The organism is Flavobacterium zepuense, from assembly GCF_007097145.1.
In the GTDB taxonomy this organism is placed as follows: domain Bacteria; phylum Bacteroidota; class Bacteroidia; order Flavobacteriales; family Flavobacteriaceae; genus Flavobacterium; species Flavobacterium zepuense.
Genome location: NZ_VJVZ01000008.1, coordinates 209,145 through 226,772 on the forward strand (window position 1 = coordinate 209,145; position 17,628 = coordinate 226,772).

The window sequence follows — 17,628 nt, forward strand, 5'->3', positions numbered from 1 at the left end:
ATCAGAAACCTACTGTTTTCAGTAGGTTTTTGCCGTTATTTCATGGTAGTGTTAAAGGGTAATATGTTTCAGACTTTGACTAATTAAGAGCTATAGTTCAGTTATAATTATTAATAAGCACGACTTGTATTTAATCCATCTGCTATTGAAAGATACCAAATAAAGTGCTGAATTTAAACGCTCTACAACAAGGGAAGCTAATCTGGTAAAATAATCGTAAAAATGGCTCCACCTTCAGGCCTAGGCCTGGCAATGATTTCACCTCCATGATTATGTACTATTTTTTGGCAGATAGCCAATCCTATTCCGGTTCCTTCAAACTCATTTTTACCGTGCAGGCGCTGGAATATTTTGAAAATACGATCCGCATGTTGCTCATCGAAACCTATGCCGTTATCTGTAAACTCTATTTTAAGATATTTTTTTTGAGGCGAAAGCTGTGGGAGATTTTTGATTTCCTTGTCATTTAACTTAGTAGCGCCAACTCTTATTTCCGGAGAAACCCCATCTTTGGAATATTTTAATGCATTGGACATTAAGTTATTAAGAAGCTGTAACATTTGCGATGGTATGGCTTTAATTATCGGTAAGTTAGAGTACTCAACCACCGCATGTTTATTACTGATCAACACCTCATTTTGACTACTTACTTCATTCAATATATCCTGCAGATTTACATTTGACAGTAGTATTGAATTTGGAGATAACGTTGAAAATGCCAGGACATCTCGTATCAGAGCCTCCATCCTTTGTGTAGAGTTTTTAATTTTTTCTAGGTAATTTATAGATTTATCATTAATATTTTCTAAACTGTTCTCAAGCATTCCTAAGAAAGTATTGATTTTACGCACAGGTTCCTGCAAATCGTGTGAAGCGATGTAAGCAAACTGTTCCAGTTCGTAATTAGACCTTTGCAGGTTAATGTTAAGAGTATCCAGTTCTTTTGTCCTTTCTGCCACAGCTTTTTCAATCTCTTTGCGCATCTGAACTTGTTGTGTCATCTCGATAGCTACAACCATGACTTTAATTACGGTTTCATTTTCATTTAAGAAAGGGATAAATTCAAAAGTTACATACATACTTTCTTTTAAATCATTGCGGAGAATTATCATTTCACGTTCTTCGGCAGTGTGTTTCGTCCCTGACCCAAAAACGCTTTCTAATTCTGATCTAAATACGCTAATAATTTTACTTTGTTCAATTCTCTCCGCACCGATAATAGTCAGAAACCGGTCGTTGACTTCTTCTATGTTTAGATGCAAGCTACTTACAACACATATACCTACAGGTGCGGCAGTAATAACTTCGCGCAGTTCCTTTTCTTTTTCCTCAATATTTTTTTTGGCCAGTACAGCATCGGTTACATCTACACTTACATCAATTATAGCATATACATTTCCCGATTCATCAAATAGGGGAGAAAACGTAACATTAAAATATTTTTCTTCCAGCTTATCATCCTTTAAAACCTGAAGCTTTGCTCCGTCCACCTGGAACATTTTGCCTGTTGTAAAAACATCATCCAGCAAGCCTAAAAATGGCTGCTGTTCCAGTTCAGGCATTAAGGTCCTTAATGATTTTCCTTCAATTTCATTGCCACGGCCAATAGTGTCCTTGAACATTTGGTTTGGGGATTCAATAATTAAATCTTTCCCTACAAACATTCCTATTGCAGGGGGTGCAGACTGTATAAGAGTTCTAAGCTTCCGCTCACTTTCTTCTATCTTTTTTCGTACGATTACCTGTTCAGTAACATCTACTGCCATATCCATAATTCCATATACTTCCCCATTCTGGTCGAATAGGGGCTTATAAGTGAAATTAAAATAGTAAGTAGACAATACGCCATCCACCTCAAGGTCTGCCGCTGCCGCTGTCTTAGTGTATGCAATTCCCGTGGTGTATACCTGGTCTAAAATATCCAAAAATGGCTGCCCTTTCAATTCTGGAACTGCATCTTCTAACTTCCGGCCTATAACTGAAGCGTCTTTACCCCAGACCCCAAGCATCATATCATTAGCAATTTCTATTGTCATTTCCTTACCGGTAAACAGACAGGTGGCAACGGGGGCTTCTTCTACAAGTGCACGAAAACGCGCCTCACTTTCACGCAGGGAAATTTCTGTTTGCTTACTTTGTGTTACATCCGTTGAATGTACAATAACGCCTATTATATTTCCCTGATTATCTATATGGGGGGTATATACTACATTCAGCCATTTACCCCCACGCATCCGTGTAGGGGCAAAAACCTCATAAATTTGCTGTTCGCCATTATATGCTTTTTCCAGATATGGGAATGCTTTTACATAATGTGCCTCGCCCAAAAATTCACGTACCGTTATTCCAAGGGCTGTTGTGGCGTCTACCTCAAACCACTCCATAAAAGCATTATTGTAAGACTTATACCGTTGTTCCTTATCAAGGTAGAATATCATAGCAGGTACTGTGTTCCTCAACAAATCCAAGTGTGTATTAGTCTCCTCCAGTGTTTTTTTTACCAATCCCTGCTCGGCATTTTTTTGGTCTTTAATATCTGTAGCAGTACCAATCCACGAGTAAATTTTCCCCTCATCATTTGTTAGGGGGCAGGACCTGTTGAGGTGCCAGCGATACTGGCCATCTGCCCGTTTGTAGCGCGCTTCTGCTTCAAAGGGTATATTTTCTTTTAACGCATGTTGGAATTTCTTAACCAAGTTTTGTAAATCTTCAGGATGTACAGTCTCCGGAGTTATCCATTCCACACCCGTTGCCATTTTTAAACCTGTGTATTCTTCCCACTTTTTGTTGTATAGTGAAACTTTGCCATCCGGGAGGTTAGTCCAAACCATTTGGGGCATAGCATTTAAAAGTAAAAATTCTTGAGGGGTGGAAGACATTGGAAAATATTAGAAATGGGTAGTTCAAAGATGCAAAATATTTTTATTTGTGTCAAACCCTGATTACAGAAATATGATGCCGAAATACTTACAAGCCACCACAGATTGGGAAATGCTATGAATTAGTGCCGAATTTAAAGATGTACTCGTGAATTAATAATAACTGAAAGTATAACGAAAGCAGGTTAACCAATATAAAAATCCTTAAATTCAGGCCGGTTATTACCGCTGAGGCATACACGATCGATGGCTGTGACAATCAGCTTTTTTAATTGCTCATAGTCTGTAGGCTTTGTAACAAAATAGTTAGCACCTAAATTATACATTTTTTCGATATCAGCAGGATTGTTACTAGTAGTAAAAACCACTACAACATTTTTTTTAAGCTTCTCATCTGCACGAATTTCAAGCAGGCATTCCGGCCCGGTTTTAACCGGCATATTTAAATCCAGAAAAATAACATCTGCCGCAGGTACCGGCGGGCTATTAAGATATTCCATCAGTTTTCCTCCATCACTCGATATTGACAATTTAACCTCGGGAAAAGCAGCTGTAAAGGCTTCCTCGAAAAATTCGCAATCATCATAATCATCATCAGCCAGAAGTACATGGTTGTACATTCGTTTCATCATCAAACTTGAATTATTTAGGGTGTAAAGTTACAAGCACTTTAATTAAATTTATTATCTTTTAAAAACGCAAAATAGTAATATTAAACGGAACATTGTTGCCAGTAATGTACGATCGATGAAAATAGCGATTACCATTTAAAGCTAAAGATCGGCATTATTATAAATTGTCAATATTTTTAAGTACATGAGCAGCACGATTTAATATCGCTTCCTTTTCATTGAGTTCCATCTTATCCCAAAGGGCATATACCATCTTTAGCCTCGGGTGTTCCCGTAGTTTAAGTTGATGGCGATCATGAAAATCCCAATAAAGGCTGTTAAAAGGGCACGCGTTTTCGGTTGCCCGTTCCGTGTGGTCATAGCGGCAGCCGTCGCAATAGTTACTCATCTTATGGATGTAGTTAGCACTTGCCGTATAGGGTTTTGACCCGATAATACCACCATCGGCATATTGGCTCATACCACGTGTGTTGGTTATTTCTACCCATTGGATTGCATCAATATAAATCCCCAGGTACCAAAAGTCTACCTGCTCGGGTGCAATTCCTGCCAGTAATGCGAAATTCCCCGTTATCATAAGCCGCTGAATATGGTGGGCATACGCACTTTGCAACGATTGGCCGATGGTACTTCTCAGGCAATTCATCTTTGTTTGGCCGCTCCAATACCATTGCGGTAATGTCCTTTCGTGTCCAAAGAAGTTCATCGTTTCGAAATCCGGCATATTCATCCAGTAGATACCACGCATATATTCCCTCCAACCAAGAATCTGACGCACAAATCCTTCCACCTGGTTGATATCAATTGTTATTCTATTTTTATGCCATGCCTCCGTAGCAGCATCAATAACCTCCATGGGAGAAAGCATTTTAGTATTTAATGAGAAGGACAGCCTCGAATGGTACAGATACCATTCATCAGTGTGCATAGCATCCTGAAAAGTACCAAACAGTGGCAGGCAATACGTAATAAAATGATCCAGCAGTTCTTTGGACTGCTGCCTATTTACAGGCCATTGGAAATCATTCGCCTGAATTGTGCCGATTACTTTTACCCCTGTTGCGGTAATTCTCCTATGTTGCACCGTTACATCGTTATGCAGCAATAATGGGGGAAATGGCTTATGGTTTTTTGGCAGCTTTTTTCTGTTTTCCTGGTCAAAGTTCCATTGCCCACCAACGGGCTCAGTCCCGAGCATTAATATAGAATGGCGCTTTCGCATGTGGCGGTAAAAATTTTCCATAAGCAACGATTTTTTGCCTAAAAAAAACTCGGCTACTTCATTGCGGTGCGTAAAAAAATGTTCCGTATCAACTAAAGAATTATTTATAGTGAGGTTTGCGCAATAAACCTTAAGAGCCTGGTCGAGCCTATACTCGTCCGGCATTTGGTATTGAAATTCTTCAACTTGATATGTGTCTATTAGCGCGTCACAGTTTTCCTGGAAGCTTTGTTTGTTATGCAGGTCATCCAATTTGATATAGCACACCTCATGTCCCAACTTTCGTAGTGCATTCGCAAACTCTTCCATTGCGGCAAATATGGCGCACACCTTCTGTATGTGATGCCATACGTAATCCGTTTCCGTTTTCACCTCCATTAGCGCATAAAGCACCGACGAATCCTTCCCTGAGAACCATGTATGTTGTAAGTTTAGCTGATCTCCCAGGACCAGGCGAAGTGTTTTATATTTTTCCTCCATTTTTAGCTCCGCTGCATTTCTTACTGCAATAGACAACCTTATCCCAATTGCGTTCCCACTTCTTTCTCCAGTTAAAAGGGCGCTGGCAGACCGGGCATAATTTTTCGGGAAGGTCCTGCTTTTTTACGTTTTTCATGGCTGCAATTAGTCACGTAGCATATCAGGCTACAGTCGTACATTATTTGACAAATATTTAATGGTACAAAATTATAGTATTAAAACCCGAAGCACTGTATGTCAGCTCTTAAACATGTTATAAAAATTTGTTAATAGCAATTTTTTTAACGTTGCATTAAAATTTTTTACCGCGTAATAAGAATATTTTTGCAAAGACCTCAATAGTACCTGTATGGAAATTAATACCACGATAACCGAGGCTATATTACGAAATGTAGTTGAAATCGCCCCGTTCCCAATTGGCGTTTACGCCGGTCACAACCTGAAAATTATCTTAGCCAATGAATCCATGCGCCAAACATTTGGCAAAGGGAATGACATCATTGGTAAACAATATACTGAAATACTGCCTGAGCTGGAAAACCAGGAAATTTTTGGACAACTTCGTAATGTAATTGCTACAGGTGTTCCCTATAAAGCAGTAAATGCAAGGGTAGACATTGTAATATCCGGCGTACTGAAACGCCATTATTTTAATTATAATTTTACGCCGGTTTATGATGATAACGGTACACTTTTCGCCGTTATGAATACTGCCGCAGACGTTACAGACTTACAGCTATCAAGGGAGCAAACAATTGAGGCGGAAGAACGCCTACGCCTTGCCGTTCAGTCCGCTGAACTTGGTACTTTTGAAACCGTGGGTAACGTGATTCATGCTTCAGAACGATTTTACGAAATGTGGGGCATAGGACATGAGAACTGTACCCGCGAAAATCTCACGCAGCTGATATATCCCGAGGATGTGCAAATTCGCGAAGAAGCTTACAAGAATGCGGCAATTACAGGACAGCTGAACTATGAGGTGCGCATTACCCACAGTAGCGGTGATACAAAGTGGTTGCGCATTAAAGGCACGCTGTTTGATCAATCGGAAGCAGTGATCCCCGATGTCATTGGCATAGTACAGGATGTCACGGAGCAACGCTTATTTGCAGAAAGATTGCGGAAACTTGTTAAAAAAAGAACCAGGGAACTGAAACGATCCAATGAGGATTTACTGCAATTCGCCCATGTAGTCAGCCACGACCTGAAAGAGCCAGTCAGGAAGATTAAAATGTTTAACAACCTTTTAAAGTCAGAGCTGCAACCTGTGTTACAGGAAAAAAGTAAGCGATATTTAGATAAAGTGCAACATGCTTCAGACCGGATATTCATGATGATTGACGGAATATTAAGTTATTCTTCCCTGAATGCATCAGGAAATCCTGTAGAAGATGTAGACCTCAACCAGGTAATTGAAAATATTAACGGTGACCTAGAACTTGTTATTATGGAAAAAAATGCTTTGATAGATGTTGAACGCATGCCTCACATTGAAGGTTCGCCAATACTGATGCACCAGCTATTTTACAACCTGATCAACAATTCTTTAAAATTTTCAAAGGAAACGATTACGCCCGAAATAAAAATCAGGTGCAATGAAGACAATGGAAAATTACAAATCCTTGTCAATGATAATGGTATCGGTATTGATGATAAATATTCCCAACAGGTGTTTAATGCTTTTGAGCGGCTTCACTCGAAGGACAAATATGAAGGTACGGGGTTAGGCTTATCACTTTGTAAAAAGATTGTGGAGCGGCATCATGGCTCAATTGAGGCAAATGGGGTGGTTGATGTGGGAACAGAATTTAAAATTGTTCTTCCGATCAGACAACCCGGTAAAAAGTCGAAATAAGCATTTCAACAGCTTAAAATATAAATGTAGTGCAGAAAATAAAAATTCTCTCCTTTGCCATATGTTTCGCGCAAACTTTTATTTGCAAAAATAATTCTCATTTCTGTACTTGCATAGACCACTATAATGAGATCCAAAGCCTGTAATATATTAATTTGAAAGTTTACACAGTAAAAATAAGATTCGTTATAATAAGGGCTAAGCTGACAACAGGCTGCAAGTTAAAATTTGCTCCGCGCTGCAGGTCTTAAGCAGGCCTTTCTAATGAAAAAATATACATTGTTTATACCCATCATAAATCTCTTAAATGCAAATCCAGATCATATCTGTCATCTGCTTGCTAACCACAGCCAGCAGCTTTAGGCATCTTTTTTTAAAAGGTATAATACTTTAAAAATCAATTCATAAAATAATTATTATCTTTACTTTATCAACTCGATTTTCCGGGAGCAAAATTTTACAAGCCAAGTGTAGCAAGCTTATCTTTTAAAACTAACTTTTTGTCAGTCTTTAAAAATAAAGCTTATGCTGCTACAGCTAAAGAATGTATATCTCGCTGATGACGATATAGACGACGTTGAATTTTTCAAGGAGGCTTTAAAAACCATTGCGCCTCATTGCTCCCTCACAGTTGCTGCAAACGGCAAGGAGCTTGTTAAAACGCTTAAAACCGACGGTGAACCCCCTGATATTATCTTTATAGATATCAATATGCCCGTCATGAATGGGCTTGAAGCATTAAAGGCAATTAAAGAAAATAATCTGGATAAGGCTGCCCCCGTAATTATTTATTCCACAAGCAATAACGAAGAAATGATACGTTTGGCAAAAGATTACGGTGCTAATTTTTACGTTGTAAAACCTGCCGATTTCAATGTTCTCAAGGATAAGATCAGTCGGCTTTTATCGTACAATTGGAGTGAATGGCAAATGTCTGAAGTATTAAAGGAATATGTATTGTAATTGGATAAGTTACATTGCCAAATTATAACAGTGTCCTCTAAAGTTTTTATAAGTCCATTTGTCTGGAATTTAGTAACCTATGCAATCTTTTAATAGAATAAGAAAAATTGAATTTGTTGATCGTTGTGTGCACGGTAGGTACAACGGCACTTCCGGGTCATTCTGTTACAACAATTGCCTCTATCGAAAATGTAACGGTATATTCTTAAGTTTATGAAACTATCTGCAAAAAATATCGGTATTGTACTCATAGATGATGACCTCGAAGACAGGATGTTTTTTGAAGAGGCTTTGCAGGAATTAAATGCGGAGCATAACTATCGGCGTTTTCAGTGTTGCCATGAGGCATTAATCTATTTAACTACGCCGGAAGCCGTTATACCTGATATCCTATTACTGAATTTGAACTTGCCCAGTGTAGATGGCAAAGCCTTCCTTAAAACAATCCGGGCCATTGATAAGTTCGCTCCAGTGCCTATTGCCATTTATGCTACCAGTAGTACTGACCAGGATAAGCATGAAACCTTTACTGATGGGGCCAACATTTATATCACAAAACCGCGTGATTATTACCACCTCAGAGAAACACTAAAAAAAGTAATCAAGTTACAATGGCAGTACCAGTACTTAAACCTGAACATTCACACCTTCATGGTTTCCCTGTAATATCTCTCTAAAATGAACTTATACAGATATATATAATCTAATACGATCAATTGCCATATTAACAATTTGTATTCCTCATCTACTTTAATAAAATTAAAATACTAAAATTCCTGACTAGATCAATTATATAAGATAATTTGGAGACACACATCTTTGCCAGCAGCATAATAGATTCTATACAAACCTTTAAGTCATCAACAATAGATGGTTGTATGATGCATACCTGTACGATTTGAAAAAGCATACAGCAAATCGTGCTGTTCCGCCACGGTAGAGGAAATATTAGTAGGGAATTGATTTGAACCGATGACCATTAATTTGGTGGACTTTTCCACGCAAGTCATCCCTTGTTAGTTAGGAGAACTAGCATCGCATGATATCGCTTGTTTGATTCGTTTAAACTCAAATTATTTTAGCAGCTTCTATCTCATAAATTTCAATTACTTACTACATTACATCCGTAGTAGTTTAACAAAGTCCAATCCGCCTAATTAAAATTTTGCTATAGCTATTTGATGATTTTTAAAAGCGCAGACAGTGTCTGCGCTTTTAAATATACCAAGTAAAACTGACACATCTGTTCCAGGTTTCGTTTTGAGAAGCCTTTGCCAAAATCAATTGTAAGCATTATGGAAAGTGTTTTTTAATAGCTGCGTTTCATTATCCGCCCAGACATTTCCCCTCTTCTCTTCCCAGACAATCATGCGCCCAATTACGAAGTAGTTCAGAACCACTATGTGATTGACCTATTGGACAATTGTGAGCTTGCATCATTAAGGAAACCTGAGATTCTTTGCACCAATACATTTGAAATTATATTTTTCAGGGCTAACTAATATGAATAAGAAAGTATTATTTGTTAGTCCTGTTCGTGGATAAGCGGTCTCTTAACTTCCCCATATCTTCGCTAAGTTTTGCCTCCACAACCTTAGCATAAATTTGTGTTGTACGAATACTGGTATGTCCCAACATTTTTGATACGCTTTCAATAGGTACACCATTGCTCAGCGTTACCGTGGTAGCAAAGGTATGCCTGGCGATATGAAAGGTAAGTGTCTTGGTTATCCCACAAAGGTCAGCGATCTCTTTCAGGTAACCATTCATACGCTGGTTGGAGATCACCGGAAAGACTGTACCATCGTTTTGTGCCCGCGGGTCATCGACGTACATTTCCATTAACTCCCTTGCCTGTGGCAGTATCGGTACACGTACATTCGTATCGGTCTTTGCACGGTTGGTATATATCCAAAGCTCCCCATCAACGCCGGTTACGATATTTTCAGTTCTAAGTTTCGCAAGGTCAATATAGGCAAGCCCGGTATAGCAACTAAAAAGGAACATATCACGGACGTTTTTTAAACGGTCTATTTTAAATTCCTTTTGTGCTAGTGTGTTAAGTTCAGCAGCATTTAAGCAATAGCGTTCTACCTTCTCATAATGTTTTTTGAAGTTGGCGAAAGGATCTTTGGGAAGCCAATCAAGCAGCACGGCCATGTTTATCATTTTACGAAGCCTTTCAATATGCTTCATGATCCCGTTATTATTTAATGGCTTTTGATGGTCTTTGGGAGTATAGTTATTCAGGTAAGTCTCAAAATCTAGTAGGAACTTATATTTAAGTTCTGAGAGTACCATATCATTCCTGTAGTATTTCTCGCGGATGAATTTGATAATGTACCGTTGCGTGGTGCTGTAGTTCTTCATGGTTCCCGGTGCAAGCCTATGTAACGACTGCTCGTTATGATAGTCCATTAGTTTTACTAATGTCATTATTTCCTCGTCACAACCAAGGAAGAGAGCCTTAACAGTATCGACCGTTACAGGCTTTCGCTGCTGTACAAGGTCGTTATAGCCATCGGCAATGAGGCTGCGTATGCGTTCCAAATGGTTGTTCAGCTTTATACATTCTTCGCCCTTTCCTTTAGCGCGACCTTTAGCATCGTCCCACGTGTTGGGGTCAACTTTTTGTTTTAGGGAAATTTCGGTCCTACGGCCATTTACAGTAAGACGGGCGTAAACAGTAGCCTGCTTGCTTTTTCCTTGTTTGAAAATTCTGATAATAAATTGGATTCCAAAGGTGTTTGTGTTTTTCATACCAAATGCATTTAAGTTAAATTGAACATTAAGTACCGACTCAATTAAACTGCTTCAAAAAGGTGGCGTTTTGAGGCTGCATTTGGCAATGAAAAAGTGTTAAAGAAACAGGTGTAAAATATTTACATTCAGCAACTTAAAATACTTTTTGTGAGTAGTTTTTGGGATACCCATTTTTACTCACCGAATTGCTCACATTTATATTGATTGTTTTGGGGTATTTCGTTACCAAAAAGGCACAAAAAAACCCGTAAATACTTACAATTTACGGGTTTTGAGGTGTTTTGACCTCTATTTTGTCGGGGTGGCAGGATTCGAACCTGCGACCTCCTGGTCCCAAACCAGGCGCGATGACCGGGCTACGCTACACCCCGAATGGTCTTCTCAATTACAGTAGCAGTAAAACTATGTGCTGTAATTGTGGGTGCAAATATAGTATTAAATTTAATATACCAAAACACTATAAGCTATTTTTATTTAGGCATAGGTAAAACTGAGATTTTTGGTTAGTTATTTCTTGTATAAAAACATACATTTGCATCATCAAAATTTCACATTAAGATAAAGATTATGTCTGATACGATAGAAAAAATCAAGTGTTTGATAATAGGTTCGGGGCCTGCAGGATATACGGCAGCTATTTATGCCGCGAGGGCAGATATGAACCCTGTATTATATACCGGTATGGAACCGGGCGGACAGCTAACTACCACTACAGAGGTTGATAACTTTCCCGGATACCCTGAAGGTATTGATGGGCCAACTATGATGGTACAATTACAGCAACAGGCAGAACGCTTTGGTACACAGGTGCGCATAGGCATGGCTACTGCTGTTGAATTTAGTAAAGAAGAAGGTGGCTGGCATAAAGTTACTATTGATAGTAACAAGCAAGTGCTTGCCCACACAATAATTATATCTACCGGTGCTACTGCAAAATACCTTGGCCTGCCAAGTGAGCAACGCTTAAGGGGCGGTGGTGTTTCGGCTTGTGCGGTGTGCGATGGTTTCTTTTACCGCAATCAGGATGTAGCCATTGTGGGTGCGGGAGATACGGCTGCCGAAGAGGCTACTTACCTGGCTAACATTTGTAAAAACGTAACCATGCTGGTTCGTAAAGATGTAATGCGTGCCAGTAAAGCAATGCAGCACCGCGTACAAAATACGCCGAACCTTACCGTGCTTTATAATACTGAGGTTGATGAGGTTATAGGCGACCAGGTTGTAGAAGGCCTTAGGGTAGTAAACAACGAAACCGGCGAAAAGCAGGTGATTGACATTACAGGCTTGTTTATTGCAATAGGCCACAAACCTAACACCGATATTTTTAAAGGCCAGTTAACAATGGATGAAACAGGCTATCTTATTACAGAACCGGGATCTACCAATACTAACCTGCCGGGTGTATTTGCAGCCGGAGACGTTCAGGATAATATTTACCGCCAGGCAATTACCGCCGCAGGTACAGGCTGTATGGCCGCGCTTGATGCAGAACGTTACCTTGGTGAGTTAGAAAGTCATTAATAATTGCGTAAGCTTATTTATATATTAAAACAAAGAAAGCAGCTATTAAGCTGCTTTCTTTGTTTTAAACTGTCTATTCTATAATTCCTTCTTATAAATCGCGGCGCTATCGGCAAATTTCTTCATAGAAACAGCGGTAGGTGCGCCAAACAATTCAATTTCAGTTTTACCCGATGCTTCAAGGTCTAAGGTTTCGGTAACTAAAATGCTTGATTTTGCAAAACCTTCGGCAACAACGGTTGCATTTTTAACGGTTAATTTTTTACCGGTAAAGGAAGCCGTGTTATCAACGCGCAATTGCATAGCAGCAGCGTCGCCCTCTATGGCAGCGGTAGTTTTTTGGTACATATCCATTTTAAGATTCTGTGTGGCAATAAGCGCTTTCAGGTCGGCGTTTTTGCTAAGTTCAACCGTAGCGCTTTCGGCCTTAACATTAATTTCGGCCGTAGTCTTGTCATTAAGGCTGATGCTAAAAGTGCCCGCTTTTACATTAAGAAACGATTTGCTGAAATCAACATTTTTAATAGCAATGTTCTCTAACTCCAGCTCGGTAAGGGCATACAGCATCACCTGGTGTTTCGCAATGATCGATTTTAGTTCTCCAGTATAAGTAACACGCACCGTTATTTTTTTCGCGCCTGTAATTTCTTTGTTGGTATACAGCCTTAAAGTTGTACCATGAATATCGGCCTGAATGCTCTCGTGCAGGTTGTCATCGGCCTCAATTTCTAAAGATTGGGTACTGCCTTTAGTAAGGTACACCTCCATATTATCTTCCAGTTCAAGGCTGTCAAAAGTTTGAACCTCTTTGGTGCTAACCGTAACATTTTTAGAACCTTTTATTTTTTCCCGTTTTTGGGCAAAGGTTACCGCCGTACATAACAGTACAAGCAGCACCAGGCAGCTTTTCTTCATAATTTGTGAATTTATTGGTAAAAGCAAATATATAAAAAATCGTGGGCACGGCTTACAATTTTGATGTTTTCAAATTCGCTAAGCATCAGCTAATTGTGATTTTTATGTAACATTTTTTTAATAAGTTAGTCATGTAAGAACCATATTGCAACAATGTGTATATTTGTTGTGCAAAATAGATTTTTTATATGAAAAGATTTACCTGTTTACTATTGCTTTTGGCAGGTGGTACCATGAGTGCCCAAACTGTAAAAACACCCGATGCATCTAACCCCAAATGGCTACGGAATGCCGCAATATCGCCCGATGGGTCGGCTATTGCCTTTTCGTATCAAGGAGATATTTTTACAATACCAGTAAACGGCGGCCAGGCAGTAAGGCTTACCATACACGAAGCTTATGATGCCGACCCGGTATGGAGTGGCGATGGTAAACAAATTGCGTTTTCGTCTACACGCTACGGTAATAAAGATGTTTTTGTTATCCCCGCCGCTGGGGGAGTATCAAAAAGGCTTACCTATTATTCTGCCGATGATGTGCCTTCTGATTTTAACAACACCAATGATAAGGTAATTTATACGTCATCAAGGTTAGATGATGTGGCATCTGCCGTGCTGCCTACGTTTTTCCTGCCGGAATTGTATGAGGTTAGTATTAATGGCGGTATGGAAAAGCGACTGCTTGCCACACCTGCCGAGGCAGCCGTTTTTAGCCCGGACGGTACAAAATTGCTGTTTCATGACAGGAAAGGATATGAAGACCCTTTCCGTAAGCACCAAACGTCATCTGTTACCCGCGATATTTGGGTGTACGACCTGCAGTCTAAAACCTATTACCCCGTAACCGAAACCAATACCGAAGAGCGCAACCCCGTTTACGGCAACGGTAGCGAATATTATTTCCTGAGCGAGCGTAACAGTACCTTTAACGTATGGAAAGCATCGTTAGCAAATAATAAAGAAAGCAGCCCGCAGCAGATAACTAATTTTACAAAGCATCCGGTGCGCTTTTTAAGCCGTTCTAATAACGGAACGCTTTGTTATACTTGGGATGGTGAAATTTACACCCAAACCGATGGCGGCCAGCCTAAAAAACTTGTTGTAGATATACAAAGCGATGAGCGTTACAACGAAAAAGTGATCCAGACGCTTAGGGGCGATGCTACCGATTTTGCCATATCGCCAAACGGTAAAGAAGAAGCCTTTATAGTACACGGCGAAGTTTTTGTGGTAAGTACCGAATTTGGCATTACAAAAAGGATTACCAATACGCCCGAGCAGGAGCGTAATATACAGTTTAGCCCGGATGGACGCAGCCTTTTATACAGCGGCGAGCGTGGCGGCTGCTGGAATATTTATGAAACCAGCCTGGTTAACAAAGAAGATAAATACTTTTTTGATGCCACGCAGTTTAAAGAAAGCCCGGTTGTAACATCGGGTAAAGAGTCGTTCCAGGCGCAGTATTCGCCCGATGGTAAAGAGGTTGCTTTTATAGAGGAGCGTACTACCATCCGTATAAAAAACCTTGCCAGCGGTGCCGTTCGCACGGTGCTTGCCGGTAAATACAATTACTCTTACCAGGATGGCGACCAGTATTTTACATGGTCGCCCGATAGTAAATGGCTGCTTGTGCCCTATATGGCCTACGAGCGCTGGAATACCGATATCGGCCTTATTAATGTTAATGATGGCAAAGCGCCCATTAACCTTAGCCAGAGCGGTTACAACAACCAGAACCCTAAGTTTGGTATGGAGGGCGAAATGGTGTACTGGGCGTCTGATAAAGATGGTTACCGCTCGCACGGCAGCTGGGGTGCAGAGAGCGATGTGTATGCTGTTTTCCTTACAGAGAATGCCCAAAAGAAATTTGAGCTGAGCAAAGCCGAATATGCTTTATGGAAAGAGCAGGACGATGCTAAAAAGGGCAAGGATGATGATAAAGATGGCAAAGACAAGAAAGACAAGAAAGACAAAAAAGGCAAGGATAAAGATAAAGATGAGAAAAAAGAAGCTGTTAAGCCTGTAAAAATAGATTTTGAAGGCCTTCAGGACCGTAAAGCCAAGCTCACCATACACTCATCAAGGTTGTCTGACTTTGTGGTGGATAAAGATGGCGAGAACATTTACTACCTAACGCGTTTTGAGGAAGGTACCAACCTTTGGAGGACAAAATTCCGCGATAAGGAAACCAAGCTGTTTGTAAACCTTAACAGCGAAGATTCTAAAATAGAACTGGATAGCAAGGAAGAGAATATATTCCTTATTGATAAAGGCGGCAAGCTGATTAAAATAGCAGTTAAGGATGCTAAAAAGGAGCCGATTAACTTTGCTGCCGAAATGAGCCTTAACGAAACTGCCGAACGTGCCTATATGTTTGAGCATGCCTGGAGGCAGTTTAAAAAGAAATTTTACCTGGAAGACCTGCATGGTGTAGACTGGGATTATTACAAACAGGAGTACGCTAAATTTTTACCGTACATAAACAACTCCGTTGATTTTTCAGATTTGTTAAGCGAAATGCTGGGCGAGGTAAATGCATCGCACACCGGCAGCCGCTACCGCCCGGAGCGTTCGCCTGCTAATGATGCTACGGCATCATTGGGTGTATATCTTGATAACAACTATACCGGCAACGGTGTTAAAATCGCCGAAGTGTTAGACAGGAGTCCGCTTTTTAAAGCAAAACAAAAAATTAAGGCAGGCTTTATTATTGAGGCGATAGATGGCGTAAAAATTACCCCGGAGCAAAATTACTACGCGTTGCTAAACCGTAAAGCCGATAAAAAGACACTTGTAGGCTTTTTTGATGACAAGACCGGTAAACGCTGGAACGAGGTTATAGAGCCTATAACCCTTGGCAACGAGAACAAATTGGCGTATGACCGTTGGGTTAAAAAACGTGAAAAAGATGTAGAGCGCCTTTCGGGCGGTAAGCTGGGTTACGTGCACGTAGAGGGTATGGACTCTGAAAGCTTTAGGAATGTGTTCGAGAAAGCACTGGGCAAGTATAACGATGCCGAGGCCCTTATTGTAGATACCCGCTTTAACGGTGGGGGATGGCTGCATGACGACCTTGCTACTTTCCTGAGCGGAAAAATATACATGTCTTTTGAGCCACGCGGCCAAAAAAATATGGGTAATGAGCCGCAGTTTAAATGGCACAAGCCATCGGCGGTACTAATAAGCGAGGGTAACTATAGCGATGCGCACATGTTTCCATATACTTACAAAGCGTTGGGCATAGGCAAGCTTATAGGTATGCCGGTGCCGGGTACCGGTACTGCCGTATGGTGGGAAAAGATGGTAGATGGCAAAACCATCTTTGGGGTGCCGCAGGTAGGTATGCGTACCGTTAACGAGGGTAAGCTGATGGAGAACTTTCAGTTAGAGCCGGATGTTAAGGTTAAAAACGAACCTGCTAAAGTAAATGCCGGCGAAGACCAGCAGCTGGAAGCAGCAGTAATAGAGCTTTTAAAGAAAAAATAAATAGTAACGGCCACCTGAAAAGGTGGCCGTTACTATTTATGGAGTATTAAACATTAACATGATAGGAGACGAGCTAAATGTACTCGTCAATAATTGAAATGGTTTTCAATTAAATTTTCCGTTAGTATTTTAGCTTCTTTAAATTCAAAAATTAATAAATCTATTACTTGTGCATATTGATTTTTAGCTTCTTTGAATACAGGATTATCAAAAGATATACTAACAACAGTTTTTCTTAAATTAGTATATGAATTTAAAGCATTTTCTATTAATTGAGGTAGAGTATATAGAGCGGTAAAATCGCTATATAAACTTTTCATACTGATATTGTTATTCCTATTATGTAATATTAAACTTTCTAATGCGAATATACCTTCGGAGTAAAGTTCAGAAAATATTTGTATTTCATATTCAACTCTTCGGGAGCTTAAATTTAATGCATTCCCAAAATTTTTCACTGCTGCGATTACACGTGCGTCTTTGTTTGTTAAACCTTCATTTATATAGATAGTTATTTTTTCTGTAAGCTTACTTGTAGTAGCTGTCTGTTCGTTTATTAGATTGCTAATATTGATGATACTTTTTCCAGCATCATCTATAAGCTGAATATTTTCAATTAAATCAAATTCATTATCAGTGCTTTTGCTGATAAAAATGTTGAAATTTTTGTCATTTTCAGATGAGAAAATACGATTGATTCTTTCCTTAGATTTTAAATTAAATTTTTGATTCAATGGAATTTCTAATTTCCATTTTTTTTTATTTTTTTTAAAGATCTTTTCATTTATTTCAATCCAGTAGGTTTCATCTGTTGTTGGTAAATGTGCTATTAGTATAATCGGAATAGAAAGATTTAGCCAATAGTTATAATGTATTTGAGAAACATAATAAGAGAGAGTCTTTTCAGTTA

The 17,628-nt window shown here is 39.6% G+C and carries 13 protein-coding genes and 1 tRNA gene; 5 read left to right on the top strand and 9 right to left on the bottom strand.

Annotated elements, in window-relative coordinates; translation table 11 throughout:
- Window positions 1-197: 197 nt before the first annotated feature.
- From FMM05_RS13585 to FMM05_RS13600, 4 genes are all read right to left on the bottom strand, one after another.
- The gene (locus tag FMM05_RS13585) at window positions 198-2,879 is read right to left on the bottom strand and encodes a PAS domain-containing sensor histidine kinase (protein ID WP_143373939.1); all 2,682 of its coding nucleotides are present in this window, start codon (window positions 2,877-2,879) and stop codon (window positions 198-200) included.
- A gap of 185 nt (window positions 2,880-3,064) precedes the next feature.
- Window positions 3,065-3,511: a response regulator gene (locus FMM05_RS13590; protein ID WP_143373940.1), complete on the bottom strand. Its 447-nt coding sequence runs from the start codon at window positions 3,509-3,511 to the stop codon at window positions 3,065-3,067.
- A 157-nt stretch (window positions 3,512-3,668) separates the two neighbouring features.
- Window positions 3,669-5,213: a cryptochrome/photolyase family protein gene (locus FMM05_RS13595; protein WP_143373941.1), complete on the bottom strand. Its 1,545-nt coding sequence runs from the start codon at window positions 5,211-5,213 to the stop codon at window positions 3,669-3,671.
- Window positions 5,197-5,349: a DUF2256 domain-containing protein gene (locus tag FMM05_RS13600; RefSeq protein ID WP_143373942.1), complete on the bottom strand. Its 153-nt coding sequence runs from the start codon at window positions 5,347-5,349 to the stop codon at window positions 5,197-5,199. Before FMM05_RS13600 ends, FMM05_RS13595 begins: the two co-directional genes overlap by 17 nt.
- 213 nt (window positions 5,350-5,562) lie before the next feature.
- Between FMM05_RS13600 and FMM05_RS13605 the strand changes: the two genes are divergently transcribed.
- The 3 genes from FMM05_RS13605 to FMM05_RS13615 all read left to right on the top strand — a co-directional run bounded on the left by FMM05_RS13605 (window position 5,563) and on the right by FMM05_RS13615 (window position 8,700).
- Entirely contained in the window at window positions 5,563-7,071 is a 1,509-nt protein-coding gene (locus FMM05_RS13605) for a PAS domain-containing sensor histidine kinase (RefSeq protein ID WP_143373943.1), read from the top strand.
- A gap of 525 nt (window positions 7,072-7,596) precedes the next feature.
- Window positions 7,597-8,034, top strand: coding sequence for a response regulator (locus FMM05_RS13610; RefSeq protein WP_143373944.1), 438 nt, complete (start codon window positions 7,597-7,599; stop codon window positions 8,032-8,034).
- A 213-nt stretch (window positions 8,035-8,247) separates the two neighbouring features.
- Window positions 8,248-8,700 carry a response regulator gene (locus FMM05_RS13615; protein WP_143373945.1) on the top strand — a complete coding sequence of 151 codons (453 nt, stop codon included), beginning with the start codon at window positions 8,248-8,250 and terminating at the stop codon, window positions 8,698-8,700.
- Between the two features lie 508 nt (window positions 8,701-9,208).
- Here FMM05_RS13615 and FMM05_RS21295 read toward each other — a convergent pair.
- From FMM05_RS21295 to FMM05_RS13630, 3 genes are all read right to left on the bottom strand, one after another.
- Window positions 9,209-9,331 (bottom strand): DUF1016 N-terminal domain-containing protein, encoded by a 123-nt coding sequence (locus tag FMM05_RS21295; protein WP_394345152.1) that lies wholly within the window; start codon window positions 9,329-9,331, stop codon window positions 9,209-9,211.
- Window positions 9,332-9,552: 221 nt separating this feature from the next.
- Window positions 9,553-10,794: a site-specific integrase gene (locus FMM05_RS13625; protein WP_143373947.1), complete on the bottom strand. Its 1,242-nt coding sequence runs from the start codon at window positions 10,792-10,794 to the stop codon at window positions 9,553-9,555.
- Window positions 10,795-11,093: 299 nt separating this feature from the next.
- Window positions 11,094-11,168, bottom strand: a tRNA-Pro gene (locus FMM05_RS13630).
- Window positions 11,169-11,364: 196 nt separating this feature from the next.
- Here FMM05_RS13630 and trxB point away from each other — a divergent pair.
- Window positions 11,365-12,318, top strand: a complete 954-nt coding sequence (gene trxB / locus FMM05_RS13635) for a thioredoxin-disulfide reductase (protein ID WP_143373948.1) — start codon at window positions 11,365-11,367, stop codon at window positions 12,316-12,318.
- Between the two features lie 78 nt (window positions 12,319-12,396).
- Here the strand turns inward: trxB and FMM05_RS13640 are convergent, their stop codons facing one another.
- A complete protein-coding gene (locus FMM05_RS13640) occupies window positions 12,397-13,233 on the bottom strand; it encodes a GIN domain-containing protein (RefSeq protein WP_143373949.1) in 837 nt (278 codons plus the stop codon).
- A gap of 188 nt (window positions 13,234-13,421) precedes the next feature.
- On the opposite strand from FMM05_RS13640, the gene FMM05_RS13645 reads away from it, so the two are divergent.
- Window positions 13,422-16,718: a S41 family peptidase gene (locus FMM05_RS13645; RefSeq protein ID WP_221932278.1), complete on the top strand. Its 3,297-nt coding sequence runs from the start codon at window positions 13,422-13,424 to the stop codon at window positions 16,716-16,718.
- A gap of 86 nt (window positions 16,719-16,804) precedes the next feature.
- Here the strand turns inward: FMM05_RS13645 and FMM05_RS13650 are convergent.
- The coding region (locus tag FMM05_RS13650; RefSeq protein WP_143373950.1) for a DUF4365 domain-containing protein at window positions 16,805-17,628 on the bottom strand (824 nt) is incomplete at its 5' end.